This is a genomic window from Clavibacter sp. VKM Ac-2873, assembly GCF_015351075.1.
Lineage (GTDB): Bacteria > Actinomycetota > Actinomycetes > Actinomycetales > Microbacteriaceae > Clavibacter.
In genome coordinates this window covers 36,911-52,619 of sequence record NZ_JADKRS010000005.1, presented here as the reverse complement: position 1 = coordinate 52,619, position 15,709 = coordinate 36,911, and the positions used below count along the sequence as shown (strand labels likewise).

16 protein-coding genes and 1 tRNA gene are annotated in these 15,709 nt (G+C 72.5%); 10 read left to right on the top strand and 7 right to left on the bottom strand.

The annotated features are described in order from the left end of the window. The first annotated feature begins 183 nt into the window (after positions 1-183). The 4 genes from ITJ44_RS13615 to pstB all read left to right on the top strand — a co-directional run bounded on the left by ITJ44_RS13615 (position 184) and on the right by pstB (position 4,320). Positions 184-1,281 (top strand): phosphate ABC transporter substrate-binding protein PstS, encoded by a 1,098-nt coding sequence (locus ITJ44_RS13615; RefSeq protein WP_194636090.1) that lies wholly within the window; start codon positions 184-186, stop codon positions 1,279-1,281. Between the two features lie 106 nt (positions 1,282-1,387). Continuing rightward, positions 1,388-2,398, top strand: coding sequence for a phosphate ABC transporter permease subunit PstC (pstC, locus tag ITJ44_RS13610; RefSeq protein WP_194636089.1), 1,011 nt, complete (start codon positions 1,388-1,390; stop codon positions 2,396-2,398). Next, a complete protein-coding gene (gene pstA, locus ITJ44_RS13605; RefSeq protein WP_194636088.1) occupies positions 2,398-3,498 on the top strand; it encodes a phosphate ABC transporter permease PstA in 1,101 nt (366 codons plus the stop codon). The genes pstC and pstA overlap by 1 nt, the downstream gene beginning before the upstream one ends. A gap of 42 nt (positions 3,499-3,540) precedes the next feature. Further along, positions 3,541-4,320, top strand: coding sequence for a phosphate ABC transporter ATP-binding protein PstB (pstB, locus tag ITJ44_RS13600; RefSeq protein WP_012298002.1), 780 nt, complete (start codon positions 3,541-3,543; stop codon positions 4,318-4,320). Between the two features lie 77 nt (positions 4,321-4,397). Here the strand turns inward: pstB and ITJ44_RS13595 are convergent, their stop codons facing one another. The 3 genes from ITJ44_RS13595 to ITJ44_RS13585 all read right to left on the bottom strand — a co-directional run bounded on the left by ITJ44_RS13595 (position 4,398) and on the right by ITJ44_RS13585 (position 7,033). After that, on the bottom strand, positions 4,398-5,255 hold the full coding sequence (locus tag ITJ44_RS13595) for an anti-sigma factor (RefSeq protein ID WP_194636087.1): 858 nt from the start codon (positions 5,253-5,255) through the stop codon (positions 4,398-4,400). Beyond that, on the bottom strand, positions 5,252-5,854 hold the full coding sequence (locus ITJ44_RS13590; protein ID WP_086514237.1) for a sigma-70 family RNA polymerase sigma factor: 603 nt from the start codon (positions 5,852-5,854) through the stop codon (positions 5,252-5,254). Before ITJ44_RS13590 ends, ITJ44_RS13595 begins: the two co-directional genes overlap by 4 nt. 546 nt (positions 5,855-6,400) lie before the next feature. Beyond that, positions 6,401-7,033 carry a DNA-directed RNA polymerase subunit beta gene (locus ITJ44_RS13585; RefSeq protein WP_194636086.1) on the bottom strand — a complete coding sequence of 211 codons (633 nt, stop codon included), beginning with the start codon at positions 7,031-7,033 and terminating at the stop codon, positions 6,401-6,403. A gap of 92 nt (positions 7,034-7,125) precedes the next feature. On the opposite strand from ITJ44_RS13585, the gene ITJ44_RS13580 reads away from it, so the two are divergent. Continuing rightward, positions 7,126-7,198 (top strand) — tRNA-Lys (locus ITJ44_RS13580). A 276-nt stretch (positions 7,199-7,474) separates the two neighbouring features. Further along, positions 7,475-7,627, top strand: a complete 153-nt coding sequence (locus tag ITJ44_RS13575) for a hypothetical protein (RefSeq protein WP_194636085.1) — start codon at positions 7,475-7,477, stop codon at positions 7,625-7,627. Between the two features lie 17 nt (positions 7,628-7,644). Here the strand turns inward: ITJ44_RS13575 and ITJ44_RS13570 are convergent, their stop codons facing one another. Continuing rightward, entirely contained in the window at positions 7,645-8,685 is a 1,041-nt protein-coding gene (locus ITJ44_RS13570; protein ID WP_194636084.1) for an acyltransferase, read from the bottom strand. Positions 8,686-8,870: 185 nt separating this feature from the next. On the opposite strand from ITJ44_RS13570, the gene ITJ44_RS13565 reads away from it, so the two are divergent. Beyond that, positions 8,871-9,650, top strand: a complete 780-nt coding sequence (locus ITJ44_RS13565) for an SGNH/GDSL hydrolase family protein (protein WP_194636083.1) — start codon at positions 8,871-8,873, stop codon at positions 9,648-9,650. Between the two features lie 17 nt (positions 9,651-9,667). Here ITJ44_RS13565 and ITJ44_RS13560 read toward each other — a convergent pair whose 3' ends face one another. Beyond that, positions 9,668-11,044, bottom strand: a complete 1,377-nt coding sequence (locus tag ITJ44_RS13560; RefSeq protein WP_194636082.1) for a hypothetical protein — start codon at positions 11,042-11,044, stop codon at positions 9,668-9,670. A 241-nt stretch (positions 11,045-11,285) separates the two neighbouring features. On the opposite strand from ITJ44_RS13560, the gene ITJ44_RS13555 reads away from it, so the two are divergent. After that, entirely contained in the window at positions 11,286-11,531 is a 246-nt protein-coding gene (locus tag ITJ44_RS13555; protein WP_228495124.1) for a hypothetical protein, read from the top strand. Here the strand turns inward: ITJ44_RS13555 and ITJ44_RS13550 are convergent. Together ITJ44_RS13550 and ITJ44_RS13545 are read right to left on the bottom strand one after the other, a co-directional pair. Next, entirely contained in the window at positions 11,528-12,448 is a 921-nt protein-coding gene (locus ITJ44_RS13550; RefSeq protein ID WP_194636080.1) for an aldose 1-epimerase family protein, read from the bottom strand. The two genes, ITJ44_RS13555 and ITJ44_RS13550, sit on opposite strands and share 4 nt — an antisense overlap. A gap of 10 nt (positions 12,449-12,458) precedes the next feature. After that, positions 12,459-13,283: a DeoR/GlpR family DNA-binding transcription regulator gene (locus tag ITJ44_RS13545; protein WP_194636079.1), complete on the bottom strand. Its 825-nt coding sequence runs from the start codon at positions 13,281-13,283 to the stop codon at positions 12,459-12,461. 93 nt (positions 13,284-13,376) lie between these two features. On the opposite strand from ITJ44_RS13545, the gene galT reads away from it, so the two are divergent. Together galT and galK are read left to right on the top strand one after the other, a co-directional pair. Further along, on the top strand, positions 13,377-14,519 hold the full coding sequence (gene galT, locus ITJ44_RS13540; protein WP_194636078.1) for a galactose-1-phosphate uridylyltransferase: 1,143 nt from the start codon (positions 13,377-13,379) through the stop codon (positions 14,517-14,519). Continuing rightward, positions 14,516-15,676, top strand: coding sequence for a galactokinase (gene galK / locus ITJ44_RS13535; RefSeq protein WP_194636077.1), 1,161 nt, complete (start codon positions 14,516-14,518; stop codon positions 15,674-15,676). The genes galT and galK overlap by 4 nt, the downstream gene beginning before the upstream one ends. The last annotated feature ends 33 nt before the right edge of the window (positions 15,677-15,709 follow it).

The following is a 15,709-nucleotide window of genomic DNA, read 5'->3' as shown; positions in this document are numbered from 1 at the left end:
ACTCCCCGCACGCTGCCCGACCGACCACTGTGCGCCCAGGCGCCTGAGCCCGTGCCCATCCACGCGGTCTGTTCACCTCCCGTTCACCGATATCCGCCGAACCGGTCAAGAGCCCGACATAGCTTCATCGAGGGGCATGCACCTGCCTCCTCACAGCAAGAAATACCCGGAAGGCCTCATCACGTGAAGATCTCGCGTCTCGGCAGCGCAGCAGCGCTCGCCGCCGTCACCGCCATCGCACTCTCCTCCTGCGCCTCCAACGAGGCGCCCGCCGAGGGGGGCACCGCTTCGGAGTCCACCCTGTCCGGCACGCTCAACGGCATCGGCGCCACCTCGCAGGGCGCGGCCCAGGAGGCCTGGAACGCCGCGTTCCAGACCGCCAACCCCGGCGTCACCGTCAGCTACGCCGGCGAGGGTTCCGGCGCCGGCCGCGAGGCGTTCATGGCCGGCGGCCAGAACGCCAACTTCGCCGGCTCCGACCGCGCGCTCAAGACCGACGAGCTCACGGGCACGTTCGGCCAGTGCGCCGACGGCGTCAAGCCGATCGACGTCCCCGCCTACATCTCCCCCATCGCCCTCATGTTCAAGATCGACGGCGTGAAGGAGCTGCACCTCGACGCCGCCACCGCCGCGGGCATCTTCAAGGGCACCATCACGAAGTGGAACGACCCGGCCATCGTCGCGCTGAACCCCGACGCCACGATGCCCGACGCCGGCATCACCGCCGTGCACCGCTCGGACGACTCGGGCACCACCGAGAACTTCGCGAGGTACCTCAACACCACGGCCAAGACGGTCTGGGACGCGGAGCCCAAGGGCGTCTGGCCCTACCAGGGCGGCGAGGCGGCCCAGGGCACCTCCGGCGTGGTCGACGCCGTCACCGGCGGCACCAACATCATCGGCTACGCCGACGCGTCCAAGGCCGGCTCCCTCGGCGTCGCCAAGATCAAGGTCGGCGACGAGTTCGTCGGCTTCTCGCCGGAGGCCGCTGCCGCCGTCGTCGAGGCGTCGCCCGAGGCCTCGGGCCGTGAGGCGAACGACGTCGTCTTCGACCTCGACTACTCCACCACCGAGTCGGGCGTCTACCCGATCGTCCTCGTCAGCTACCTCATCGCCTGCCAGGAGTACAAGGACCCGGCCGTCGGCGAGCTCGTCAAGGCCTACCTCGGCTACGTCACCAGCAGCGAGGGCCAGCAGCTCGCCGCCGACAAGGCCGGCGCCGCGCCGCTCTCCGACACGGTCGCCGCCCAGGTGAAGACCGCGGTCGAGTCGATCAAGTAGCACCCTCCGCCCGCCCCCTGATCCGCGCTCGCGCGGGTCAGGGGGCGTCCCCACGGGCGGACCGCCGCCCGCAGCCCCACCATCCAGACCGTAGGGACCCCGACCCATGACGACCGCCGCCCCGCAGCCACCCCAGGCTCCCGAGTCCGATCGGCCGCGCGACGTCGCCGCCGCCCCCGCAGCTCCCCGCAGCTCTCAGGACGCGAAGCCGAAGGCCCGCGTCGGCGACCGCGTCTTCTCCGGGCTCTCCCGCGGATCCGGCACGCTCATCCTCGTCATCCTCGCGGCCGTCGCGCTGTTCCTCATCGTGCAGAGCATCCCGGCCCTCACGGCCTCGCCCGCCGAGATCTCCGGCGGTGCCGGCTTCTGGGCGTACGTCGGGCCGCTCATGTTCGGCACGGTCTACGCCGCGGCGCTCGCCATGCTCATGGCCGTCCCCGTCGCCATCGGCATCGCCCTCTTCATCTCGCACTACGCGCCCCGCCGCCTGGCGCAGGGACTCGGCTACGTGATCGACCTGCTGGCCGCCGTGCCCTCGGTCGTCTTCGGCCTCTGGGGCATCACGGTGCTGGCGCGGTTCCTGCAGCCGTTCTATGCGTTCCTCACCGACGCGTTCGGCTGGTTCCCGCTCTTCGCCGGTCCCGTCTCCGGCACCGGCCGCACGATCTTCACGGTCGCCGTCGTGCTCGCCGTCATGATCCTGCCGATCGTCACCGCGCTCTGCCGCGAGGTCTTCCTGCAGACGCCGAAGCTGCACGAGGAGGCCGCGCTGGCGCTCGGCGCGACGCGCTGGGAGATGATCCAGACCGCCGTGCTGCCCTTCGGCCGCCCCGGCATCATCTCGGCCTCGATGCTCGGCCTCGGCCGTGCCCTCGGCGAGACGATGGCGGTCGCGATCGTCCTCTCCCCCGCCGCGGTCGTGAACTTCGCCTGGTTCCAGTCGACGAACTCCAACACCGTGGCCGCGAACATCGCGCTGAGCTTCCCCGAGGCGTACGGCCTCAAGATCAACGAGCTCATCGCCTCCGGCCTCATGCTCTTCGTCATCACGCTGGCCGTGAACATGCTGGCCCGCTACATCATCAGCCGCCGCAAGGCCTTCTCCGGAGCGAACTAATGGCGACGACAGCCCCCTCCCGCACGCGGCCCGTCGCGAGCACCCTGCCCAACTCCCTCACCGCCGGCAAGCTGCACCGCTTCACGGCCCCCGCGATCTTCCTCGTGTCCTGGCTCGTCATGGCGGCCATCTTCCTGGTGCTCGAGCTCTCGGGCGCCTCGGACAGCTTCAACATCGTCGGCACCGCGGTGTTCGGCACGATCCTGTTCGGCGTCGCGCTGTTCTGCATCTCGCTCGCCGTGGAGGGCGAGCGGAAGGCGAAGGACCGGGTCATCACGATCCTCGTCACCGTCGCGTTCGTGCTCGCGCTCATCCCGCTGGTCTCGCTGGTGTTCACCGCCCTGACGAACGGCTCCGGGCGCTTCGACCCGCTGTTCTTCAACTCGAGCCTGCGCAACGTCGTGGGCGCGGGCGGCGGCGGCCTCCACGCCATCATCGGCACGCTGATCGTCACGGCCATCGCCGCCGTGATCTCGATCCCCGTCGGCCTCATGGCCGCCATCTACCTCGTGGAGTACGGGCGCGGCCGGCTGGCCCGGGCGATCACGTTCTTCGTGGACGTGATGACGGGCATCCCGTCCATCGTCGCGGGCCTGTTCGCCTACGCGCTGCTCGTGATCTTCCTCGGCCCGGGCGTCCGCCTCGGCTTCGGCGGCGCGCTGGCCCTCTCCGTGCTGATGATCCCCGTGGTCGTGCGCAGCGCCGAGGAGATGCTGAAGCTGGTGCCGAACGAGCTCCGCGAGGCGGCGTACGCGCTGGGCGTGCCGAAGTGGCTGACGATCCTGAAGATCGTGCTGCCCACCTCGCTCGCCGGCATCGTCACGGGTGTCATGCTCGCGATCGCCCGCGTCATCGGCGAGACCGCGCCGCTGCTCATCGTCGCCGGCTTCACGCAGAGCATGAACTACAACCCCTTCAAGGACCAGATGATGACCCTGCCGGTGTTCGTCTTCCGGCAGTACGCCGACCAGGGCAGCGACGCGGCGGCCTACGTCGACCGCGCGTGGACCGGCGCGCTCGTCCTGATCCTCATCGTCATGCTGCTCAACATCGTCGCGCGGCTCATCGCCCGCATCTTCGCCCCCAAGCTCGGCCGCTAGCGCCCGCTCCCCCGGCCACGAACCCGAACGGTAAGGAACCCCTTGTCCAAGAGCATCGAAGTCAACGACCTGAACGTCTACTACGGCAAGTTCAAGGCGGTCGAGGACGTCAACCTGCGGATCGAGCCGCGCACGGTGACCGCCTTCATCGGCCCGTCCGGCTGCGGCAAGTCGACCTTCCTCCGCACGCTCAACCGCATGCACGAGGTGATCCCGGGTGCGTACGTCGAGGGCGAGGTGCTCGTGGACGGCAACGACCTCTACGGCCCCGGCGTCGACCCGGTGCTCGTGCGCCGCCAGGTCGGCATGGTGTTCCAGCGGCCGAACCCCTTCCCCACCATGTCGATCCGCGACAACGTGCTCGCGGGCGTCAAGCTCAACAACCGCAAGATCTCCAAGTCGGACGCCGACGCGCTCGTCGAGCAGTCGCTGCAGGGCGCCAACCTCTGGAACGAGGTGAAGGACCGCCTGGCGCTGCCCGGCTCCGGCCTCTCCGGCGGCCAGCAGCAGCGCCTCTGCATCGCGCGCGCCATCGCCGTGCAGCCCGACGTGGTGCTGATGGACGAGCCGTGCTCCGCGCTCGACCCCATCTCCACGCTCGCCATCGAGGACCTCATCGAGGAGCTCAAGGCGCAGTACACGATCGTCATCGTGACGCACAACATGCAGCAGGCCAGCCGCGTCTCGGACCGCACGGCGTTCTTCAACATCGCCGGCACCGGCAAGCCCGGCAAGCTCATCGAGTACGACGACACCACCACCATGTTCTCGAAGCCCAGCGTGCAGGCCACCGAGGACTACGTCAGCGGCCGCTTCGGCTGATCCGCCGAGCGCACGGAGAAGGCCCCCGCATCCTCAGGATGCGGGGGCCTTCGTCTGCGCGGGATGCGCGGGGTGGATCAGGTGCTGGTGACCGCCACGATGGGCTCGGTCGTGGGCTGCTCGGATCCGCCCTCGGGCTCGACCGTGATGGCCACGGTGTCGCCGGGCGTGTAGCTGCCCTCGAGCACCGCATGACCCGTTCCGTCCGCCGACGGCATGACCCCGGCGGACACGGGTCCGGATGCGCTGACGTACCACATCTGGAGCACGTGGCCCTCGGGCACCGGCGACGCGTCGTTCAGCACGACGGCCGTCTTGGCCTCGGAGGGGGAGAAGTAGACCGTGGCCGTGCCGCCGCCGACGACGTCGCGCTTGTCGATGACGACGTCGGATGCCGTGGTGACCTGCTCGTAGGCGGAGGCGACGGGCGTCTGCGACGTGCCCGGACCGCCCACGTTCGTGCCGACGACCACGCCGCCGACGACGAGCACGACGGCCGCCGCGGCGACGCCGATGAGGGCGCCCGGCCGACGGAACCAGCGGTCGGAGGCGCGGGCGGACGCGGATCCCAGCCGCTCCCGGGGCGCGGACGCCGACGGGGCGACAGGGCCGGTGCCGGTGGACGCCGCGGGACGCAGCTCGGTGACGGGCGCGGAGCGCCGGTCATCGTCCGTCACGGCGGACGGGACGGCGAGCGGCGGCAGCTGCGGGGTGGCGTCGAGCATGGCCATGATGTCGACCTTGAGGCGCGGCGACGGATCGGCCGGCTCGGTGGTCCAGGCGAGGTCGGCCGCGGTGGCCCGCAGCTCCTCGACCTCGGCGCGCAGCATCGGATCGCGCTCGAGCAGCGCCTCGAACTCGGCCGCCTCCTCGGCGTCGACGGCGCCGAGCGCGTACGCCGCGGTGAGCATGCGGATGTCGTCCTCGGTGGTCATGATGCGACCCCCATCTCGTCGCGCAGGCGGATCATGCCGTCGCGCAGACGTGTCTTCACGGTGCCGATGGGCACGTCGAGCATCGACGCGACCTCGCTGTGGCTGTAGCCGCCGTAGTAGGCGAGGGACACTGCCTGGCGCTGGATCTCGGTGAGCTTCGTCATCGCCTTCTTCACCCTCTCGTGCTCGATGCTGATCTCGACGGTCTCGGACACCTGGTCGTAGCCGTGCTCGTGGTCGCGGATGCCGATGCGGACGTCGCGGTCGCGGCTGGACTGGGATGCGCGCACGCGGTCGACCGCGCGGCGGTGGGCCATGGTGAGCACCCACGTGGTCGCTGCGCCCTTGGCGGGGTCGAAGCGGGAAGCGGATTGCCAGATCTCCAGGAAGATCTCCTGCGTGACCTCCTCCGACTGCGCGTGGTCGACGAGCAGCCGACGGACGAGGCCGAGGACACGCGGCGCGAGCTGGTCGTAGAGCTCCGAGAAGGCGCGCTTGTCGCCCTGGGCGACGCGGCCGAGGAGGGCTTCCTTCGACTCGGGGTCCGCCGGACCGGGGAGGTCGGGACGCTCGATCGATGAAGGCACGAGCCCCAGCATCCCAGACGCGCGTGCGAACCGCATGCAGGCAGGGCGGGACCCGGCGAGCTGGGGTGGTGCTGCGGGGAGGTCATGTGATGCTTCCGGTCGGGTGTGGATGGGTGGAGAGCGGGCGTCCGGTGCCCCACATCAGCCGGGATCCCGCGGAACGGGACATCTGGGATGGCCGGGCGGCCTGCCACGCGGGCAGGACCCGACCGATGCGGGTCGCACCCTCGCGGGTGACGGATGCGAGGCGGGTGAGCGCCTCACGATGACTCTTCGGCGCGAGCCGCATCGCGGATTGGTCACAGGCCGTGGGGATTCGCCGGTGCGGATGCGGAGCGCTCGGCCGCTCGCGCGGGGGCCGTGCCTCCACGGTGGGGCAGGAGGGAGATGAGGAGCCGGGCCGCAGAACGCCTCTCGGCGCGAGGCCGCTCGGAGCGGCGAATATTGGTACCCGGGAGTACTGCGGCCCGACCAGGGTCCACTGTAACCGAGTCGGCGCGGGCTGTCGTCCCGGGGGCCGCGCTCACAGCGAACGGGCGGATCCGCGGCGGCGACGGGTCAGTCGAGCCGCTCGCTCCGCCAGAGCCGGGCGCACTGCACGAGGTCGGCCGCCATCTGCGAGAGGCGGAGCGCGCGCGTGGTGAGGTCGCCCGCGCGCTCCGGCGACGCCGTCGCGTCGAGGTCGTCGGCGACGCTCGTGGCACCGAGCGCGGCCAGCCGGCTGAACGCGCCGGCGCGGTCGAGGGCCACCGCGAAGTCGCCCGTGAAGAGGCCCCGGAGGATGCTGTCGGCGAGCTCGACGATCTCCGCGGGCCCCGTCGGCGCGGTGGCTCCGGCGACCACCGGGTCGATGGTCGTGGCCACCTCGGTGCCGCGCTGGTAGAGGAGGCTGATGCCGTCGGGATCCTGGCGGATGAGCGCGCGCATGAGGTACAGGCGCCAGAGCGCGCCCGGCAGGCTGCGCGGGCTGGCACGCGACCAGAGCTCGGCGACCGCGTCGATGCCGTGCTCGTCGGTGTAGGCGATGAGGCGCTCGACGACGGCCGGGTCCGGATCCGCCCGCACGCGGGCCAGCAGGGCCGACGCGGTCTCGTGGGCCACGCGGCTGATGGTGGCGGGATCCTCGCCGCCGAGCATGCTCTCGAACTTGGCCCCGGAGAACTTGGTGGGCTTGTGGTAATCGCCGGACATCCCGGCAAGCGTACGCCGGGGGGCCGCTCCCGGCCGGCGTCGGGCCGATGGCCTCCGGGCGTCCGCCGCCCATCCCGTACCATCGGGGGCGCGGGCCTCTAGCTCAGTTGGTAGAGCAAGGGACTTTTAATCCCTGGGTCGTCGGTTCGAGCCCGACGGGGCCCACCTCCCGCGGGCCATGCGCACGGGGACGATGCTCCGCTCGTCGCATGCCCGTACCCCTCGCGGCGGACGCCCCGCAGGGGGCCCGTCGCTAGCGTCGGGGCATGCCCTCCCGCGCCCGCGGTCGAGCTCCAGTCGGAGCAGGGCCCCGCGTGGACGAAGGAGCAGCTCTGGCGGGCCTGCGTCGACTGGCGGACCGCCGAGGAGGACCGGAACGGCTGGGAGCATCCCGTCGGCTCGTGGAACCAGTGGGACCAGCTCGTCGTCGTCGAGCCGCAGGTGGGCGACGTCCACGACGTCCAGATCCTCGGCCACTTCCGACAGGAGGGCATCCAGGACCCGGTCGGCGCGATCCTGGAGTGCAGCATCGAGGGCACGCCCGAGGAGCCCGTCGTCACGGCCACGGATCCGGAGAAGCACCACTCGGAGTGACGCAAACGGCCCGCCGCTCAGGACCGACCGGCCCGGTCCAGCACGAGGAACGGCGGCGTGCGGTAGAGGAACCGCAGCGGCGTGCGCATCGCCACCGCGTGGATCGCCAGCGACGCCACGATCGCGACCACGCTCACCACGACCGGCAGCAGGTAGGGCACGGCGCCGGACGGCTCGAACTCGACGGCGTCGAGCACGGCGCAGGCCGCGGCGATCACGAGCACGTGCGCCACGTAGATCGGCAGGGTGTTCCGCCCGAGGAAGCGCAGAGGGCGCACCAGCCGCGTGCGCGCGAGCAGGGCAGCCCACAGGACGCCGACCGCCATCGCGAGGCACGAGACGACGAGCAGCACGCCGGGGATGCCGCTGACGCCGGTCAGCTCCACGGCGACCCCCGCCGCCCCGAACGCGACCAGGGCCGCAGCCGCCGCGATCGGCCGCGGGCGCGACGCGACGCGGAACACGAGGTCCTTGGCGTGCAGCCCGATGAGGAAGAAGACGAGGTACTTCGCCATGCCGTCCCAGCTCAGGCTGCCGATGCGCAGCACGCTGAGGAAGAGGGCGGAGACGACGGCCGCGACCGTGAGCTGGATCCACGGCGGCACGCGCCCGTGCGCCAGCTTCGCCAGCACGAGGAACACGGCGAGCGCGTGCAGGAACCACAGGCCGGTGGCCGGGAAGACGAGCGCCAGCAGGAGCGCGCGCGGGTCGCCCTCGTGCGGGCGCGAGTCGAGCGGCACGGCCGAGAAGTAGAGGAAGCGCAGCACGGACCAGATCGTGAGCGCCCAGACGAGGATCGCGATGCGCGAGTTCCAGAGCTCCGGCCAGGAGCGGCGCACGGCGGATCCCGCGAGGAGCCCCGACGCGAGGAAGAAGATCGGCATCCGGAAGGTGACGAAGGCGCTGTTGATGGTCGCCCACACGGGTGACGCGAGGTCCTCCTGCATGAGCAGGAGGCCCGCATGGAAGAGCGCGACCAGCAGGATGGCCATCGCCCTGGCCGCATCCACCCAGTCCGCGCGCGCGGCAGTGATCGTCGTCCCGTCTCCCCCAGACATGATCGGCACGGTATCGGGTCCATGTGTCCGGCTCGTGTCGGAGGCGCCCGACGGCCGTGGACCCAGTGGCGATCCCAGTGGCGCGGAGACCGCGGCTCGGCCGCGGCTCGCGCGCGGTCGGCGGACCCCCGAACGGGGTGGGACGCGGACGCCACCGCCGACCGGGATCGCCGTACGGTTCACAGGTGGGGAAATACGGGTATCGGGCGGGCGCACGGGCGCGGGCAGCATGGCGCATCGCCGGCTGGACGGCCGCGGCCGCCGTCGCGGCGTGCTCGGTCGGCCTGGTGGTCGCGGCGCTCGGGAGCGGCGGGCCGCCCGTCGAGAACGCCGGCGCCGTCGCGGAGTCGGGCTTCGTCTCCGGTCCCGGCGCCACGATCGCGCCGGTGGCGGCGCTGGACCTCCCCGAGGATCCGGCCGTCCTCATGTTCGGCGACTCGTTCATCCTCGGACACGGCATCGAGACGTCGGGACGGCCCGGCTACCCCGCGCTGCTCGCGGACCGCGAGGGGTGGAGCGACGTGCGCCTCGACGCGGCGGCCGGCACGGGCTTCGCGGCCACATCCGATCAGCCGTCGTACCCGGACCGCCTGGCCGCGATGGGCGACGACTTCACGCCCGACCTCGTGATCCTGCAGGGCAGCGTCAACGACATCAAGCCCGGCGAGGTCGCGGTGCGCATGGGCGTGACGAAGACCCTCGCGGACATCGCCGAGCGCTGGCCGGACGCGCAGACCGTGATCATCACGCCGATGACGGGCGTGCGGAGCTACGAGAAGCTCGCGTCCGCGTACACGGGTCCCGCGCTCGGCAAGGCCCACGTCATCGACGCGACGGGGCCGGAGACCTGGCTGCCCGTGGACCGGCCCGACCTCCGCACGGAGGACGAGTGGCACCCCAGCGCGACCGGTCACGAGGCCATCGCCGCCGGGATCCAGGTGGCGCTCACGTCCCTCGCGGGCTGAGCCGGGCGTCGTACCGGTCAGGCCCCCGGGCCCGCGAGCGCGCGGCCGAATCCGTCGACGCTGCGGACGCCCCGGTCCGTGACGACCGACGCGAATGGCGTGTCGGGGTTGTTCGGCAGGGACGGGCGTTCGACGCGGGTGTCGTTCGCGAAGGCGCCCACCACGACGACGCGCTGGGACGGGTAGCGGCTCGGGGTCATGAACATGGTGCCGCGGCCGATGGACGTGTCCTGGGCGAGCCGCCCGCCCTGGTCGACGAGGCCCACCCCGATGCCGTGGGCGCCGCCGTCGCCGCCGGTCACGATGTTGTAGCCGGCCACGGTGGCCCCGACGCCCGCCCCGATCTCCATCTGGTAGCCGCCCGGGCCCGAGTTGCCCTCGAGGCGCATGCCGTTGATGCCGAGCTCGGAGACCATGGACGACGGGTTGCTCGTGGGGATGGCGAGGAAGCCGCGCGCCGCCTTGTTGCCGGCGCCGCAGCCGATGACGCGCGTGTTCTCGAAGCGCGCGTTGGTGGGGGCGATGCGGATCCCGCCCGCGGTGCAGTTCACGATCTCGGTGTCGCGCATCACGATGTCGATGGCGTTGACGCCGTCGCAGTCGACGCCCCAGGTGCCCGCCGTGATCACGCGCAGGCCCTCGATGACGTTCGCGTAGGAGTACTCGTCGCTGGCCGCGGTGAACGCCTGGCGCGCGAAGAAGACGCCGGCGGCGCCGGTGGCGTTGAGCTCGATGTCGGTGATCCGGCAGTGCAGCAGCGAGCGCAGGTACAGCCCGTGACGGCCCGTGCGCGTGCCGGTGATGCTGAAGCCGGTGAGCGAGACCGTGGCCTTGTTGTTCGCGGCGGGCCCGGCGTCGGCGCCGGTCTTCCCCTGCACCGTGAAGACGTCGCCCGTGGATCCCGCGATCTGCCGGATGGTCGTGACGCGCCGCCCGTAGCCCTCGATCGAGATGGCCGGGTACCCGTAGGGCGCTCCCGACAGGGGCTGCTTGGGCCATGCGGCGCCCGAGTAGTCGATCCCGGTGGACGTGACGCGGATCTCGCACGGCGGCAGGATCCCCCGCCCGCCGGTCTTCTGCAGCGCCGCGAAGAACGCGGCCATGGCCTTCGTGTGGTCGGCAGCAGACGGCACGAAGCCGAACTGCTCGGGGTAGTAGACACGCGACTGGTCGCCCACGACGGCGGCGGCCGAGGCGGGCGGCGCCGCGGCGGGCGCGGCGACGACGGCAGCGCCCGCGGTGGCGCCGACGGCCGCCAGGAAGACGGAGCGGCGTCCGAGGAGCGGCGGCCGCTCGGCGGGTGCCGGGGCGCCCGGGGCGAGGGCGCCCGGGGCGAGGGCGTCCGCGGCCAGGGCGGAGGTGGGCGCAGGCGCGTCCGCGCGAGAGTGGAGCAAGGGGGAGCCTTCCGGGTGGGCCGTGCTGACGGGCGCAGTCGGGCGGCGTCGATCCGCTCCCCCGAGCACCGGACGCCCCACGCTGGATAGCGCAAGGGTGCGTCCTGCTGCCGCCCGGAGCGTACCCCCAGTTCGGGGAGGCGCGATCGCGGGTGTGCACGGCGTCCGATCCGCATGGCCAGGGGGATCCCGTCGCCCGCCGCGCGAGGGCCACGGCGGAGGCGATGCGATGCTGGAGCGCATGAGCATGCAGGCCGACGAACTCGTGATCGCGATGCTGACCGCCGAGGAGACGAGCGAGCGCTACGACCTGCTGAAGTCCGCGCTCGAGGAGCACGACGACCGCGGCGTGCAGTACCTGTCGGGCGTCGTCGGCCGGCTGCTCGCCTACATCGACGGGCTGCGCGAGCCCGAGGAGAACCGGCTCGCGCTCGAGCGGTACACGCAGCGGGTGGCGCTGCAGTGGGCGCAGGAGGACGAGGGCTAGAAGCCGGTCGCGCGGATCCCCCAGCTGAGGGTCCACTCCTCGCCGGGCGCGAGGCGTCGCACGCCGACACCGGAGTTGAAGGCGTCGGCCGGGGCGGTCATGGGCTCGATCGCGACGGCCTGCGATCCGTGCGTCGGGAACGCGTGCGGCGTGTAGACCTGCAGGAACCGGAACGACGCGTCCGCCCACAGCTCGACGCCGCGTCCGTCGGGCGCCGTGAGGCCGTGGCGGCTCGTGCCGCCCTCCACGTCCACGTCGCCGTAGCCCGTGTTGAGGTCGAGCTCGCCGACGACGCGGCCCTGGCGGAGGTCCTCGTCGGCGCCGTCGACGCGGTGGTCGGCCACGGGGATGAGCGCGTCGTCGACCTCGGACCACGTGTCGGCCCGGACCGTGAGCGTGAGCTCGGCGGAGGGGACGCCGCCGATGGCGAGGTAGGGGTGCGCGCCGACCGCGACGGGGGCCGCGCGGTCGGAGTCGTTGCGGATCCGGTGCGTGACGACGAGCCCGTCGTCCGTGAGCCGGTAGGTGACGGAGGTGTCGAGGAGGAACGGGTAGCCGTGCTGCGGGAAGACGGTGGCCGAGAGGGTGACGCGGTCGTCGGCGCGGTCGGAGGCCGCGTAGCCCGTGTTGCGGAGGAGCCCGTGCGAGGCGTTGCCGAGCGAGGGCTCGGAGACGTCGAGCGCCTGGGACTTCCCGTCGAGCTCGTAGCGGGCGCCGCGGATCCGGTTCGGCCACGGCACGAGCACCATGCCGGCTCCCATCGGGGCCACGACGTCGTCGCCGTAGGGCTCGACGAGGTCGACGCCGTCGAGGGTCAGGCCGCGGACGGCGGCCGCGAGCTGCACGACGGTGGCGCGGAGCTCGCCGGACGGGCCGGCGTGGACGAGGTGGTGCTGCTCTCCGGTGACGGGTCTCATGGGATCCACGTTAGGGCCGCCCGGCCTCGAGCGACCCGCCCGCCTCGACGACGCGCAGGCCCGCGTCGCGCAGCCGGCCGGCCTCGTGCGGATCCGCGTCGGCGTCCGTGAGGAGCGTGTCGACGAGGTCGAGCGGCGCGACGGATCCGAGGTGGGTGCGCCCGAGCTTGGAGCCGTCGGCGACGACCACCGTGCGCGCGCTCGCGGCGACCATCCGCCGCTTGACCTCGGCCTCCGGGAGGTTGACGTTCGTGACGCCGCGGTCGACGTCGATCCCGTTGCAGCCGATGAACGCGACGTCGGGGTGGAGGCGGTCGAGCACCTCGGCGGCGAGCGGATCCACGAGGCTGTGCTGCAGCGCCCGGAGCGTGCCGCCCGTCACGACCACGGTGAAGCGCGGCATGGCCCGCTCCAGCTCGAGCGCGAGCGTCAACCCGTTCGTGATCACCGTGACGTCGACGAGGTCCTCCCGCGCCACGAGGGCGCGCGCCACCTGGAGCGTCGTGCTGCCGACGTCGAGCAGCACGCTCTGGCCGCTCTCCACCATGTCGGCGGCGGCCCGGCCGATGGCGCGCTTCGCGTCGGCGGCGGACTCGAGCGTCACCTCGAGGCTCTGCTCGCGCGCGCCGAGGCCGGCGCGGAGGACCGCGCCGCCGTGCACGCGCTGGACGGCGGCGGAGTCGGCGAGCGCGTCGAGGTCGGCGCGGATCGTGACGGCGGAGACGCCGGCGTCCGCGGCGAGCTCGGCGACGGTCGCGAAGCCGCGGTCGCCGAGCCGCTCGAGGATGCGCGAGCGGCGGGTCGCCGCGGGGACGGATGCGGAGTCGTCGGCCATGCCGCGAGCTTCCCGCAGTCGCTTACCCGAACGCAAGCCGGGGCTTTCGCGGACGCAGATCCGGACGCGGCGAGCCCGTAGGATCGAGGCATCATGCATGCCGACCAGACCGTCACGACGTCGCCGTCCGGGATCACGCAGCGCCGCACGCTGCTGTCCGACGGCCGCGAGCTCGTCTACTTCGACGACGCCGACACGACCCTCCCACCCGAGCGCGCCGCCGACGCCCGGCCCACAGCGCCCCGCCCGCCCACCGCGACGATGCGGCAGGACGTGCTCACGGGCGAGTGGGTCTCCATCGCGGCCGCGCGCCAGAACCGCGCCTTCCTGCCGCCCGCGGAGCTGGATCCCCTCGCCCCCGCGACCCCGTCGAACCCGTCCGAGATCCCGAGCATGTACGACGTCGCGGTCTTCGAGAACAAGTCGCCGTCCTTCGGGCCGGCCCTCGCGGACACGGCGGGCGTGGACGCGCCCGTCGACGACGACGACCTCACCTCGATCGGCCTGGAGCGCACGCGCACCTCGGTCGGCCGCTGCGAGGTCGTCTGCTTCAGCCCCGCGCACACCGGCTCGTTCAGCGGCCTCACGCCGTCGCGCGCCCGCACCGTGGTGGAGGCGTGGGCCGAGCGCACGCGCGCCCTCTCGGCGCTGCCCGGGATCCGCCAGGTGTTCCCGTTCGAGAACCGCGGCGAGGCCATCGGCGTCACGCTGCACCACCCGCACGGGCAGATCTACTCGTACCCCTACGTCACGCCGCGCACGCGCCGGCTCGTCGAGTCGATCGAGCGGTTCGGGCCGGGCCTGTTCCAGCGGATCCTCGAGACCGAGCAGGCGTCCGAGCGCGTCGTGCTCCGCGGCGAGCACTTCACGGCGTTCGTGCCGTTCGCGGCGCGCTGGCCCGTGGAGGTGCACATGCTCCCCCACCGCCACGTGCCCGACCTCGCGGAGACGACCCCGGCCGAGCGCGACGAGCTCGCGACGATGTACCTGCGGCTGCTGCAGGGGATGGACCGGCTGTACGACACCCCGACGCCGTACATCGCCGCGTGGCACCAGGCGCCCGTGGACGCGCACCGCGACGAGATCCGGCTGATGCTGCAGATCACGTCGCCGCGTCGGGCGGCCGACAAGCTCAAGTTCCTGGCCGGATCCGAGGCGGCCATGGGCGCCTGGATCGGCGACGTGCCGCCGGAGAAGGCGGCCGAGATGATCCGGAAGGCAGTGGAGGACGCATGACCGACATCCGAGACGACGTGCGCGAGGGATTCCGCGCCCGCTTCGAGCGCGAGCCGCACGGCGTGTGGTCCTCGCCCGGGCGCGTGAACCTCATCGGCGAGCACACCGACTACAACGAGGGCTTCGTGTTCCCGTTCGCGATCGACCGCCGCACGGTCATCGCGCTCGCGCCGCGGGACGACGACCGGATCCGCCTCGCCAGCTCCTTCTCCGATGAGGTCGTGGAGGCGCGCCTCGCCGACCTCACCGGCGAGCGCATCGACGGCTGGCAGGCCTACCCGCTCGGCGTCGCGTGGGCCCTCGGCCAGCGCGGGGCCGACCTCGGCGCCGTGCCCGGCTTCGACGTGTTCATCGACAGCGACGTGCCCGTGGGCGCGGGGCTGTCCTCGTCGGCGGCGCTCGAGGGATCCATCGCCCTCGCGCTCGACGACATCTGGCGCCTGGGCCTCGACCGACCGACGCTCGCCGCGGTGGGCCAGCTCGCCGAGAACGAGATCGTGGGCGCGCCGACGGGGATCATGGACCAGTCCGCGAGCCTCCTCGGCCGCCAGGACGCGGGCGTGTTCCTCGACTGCCGCTCGCTCGACTCCGAGGTCATCCCGCTGGGGCTCGAAGCGGCCGGCCTCACCATCGCCGTGATCGACACGCACGTGGCCCACGCGCACGCCGACGGCGGCTACCGCGCGCGCCGCGAGTCGTGCGAGCAGGGCGCGCGCCTGATGGGCGTGTCGTCGCTGCGCGAGCTCACGGTCGACGACCTCGTGCGCGCCCGCGAGGTGCTCGACGACGAGACGTTCCGCCGGGTGCGCCACATCGTCACCGAGAACCAGCGCGTGCTCGACACCGTGCGCGCGCTCCGCGAGGAGGGCCCACGCGCCATCGGCGAGCTGCTCGACGCCAGCCACCGCTCCATGCGCGACGACTTCGAGATCAGCGTCCCCGAGCTCGACCTCGCGGTCGAGGTGGCGCAGAACGAGGGCGCGATCGGCGCGCGCATGACGGGCGGCGGCTTCGGCGGATCGGCCATCGCGCTCATCGACGTCGACGCGCTCTCGCGCCTGCAGGTCGCCATCGACGGCGCGTTCGCCGAGCACGGCTACACGGGGCCGACCGTCTTCACGGTCACGCCGTCGGACGGGGCGAAGGCGGAGCAGTAGGGGCACGGTCGCCGCGCCCCGCCCCCCTAGGGT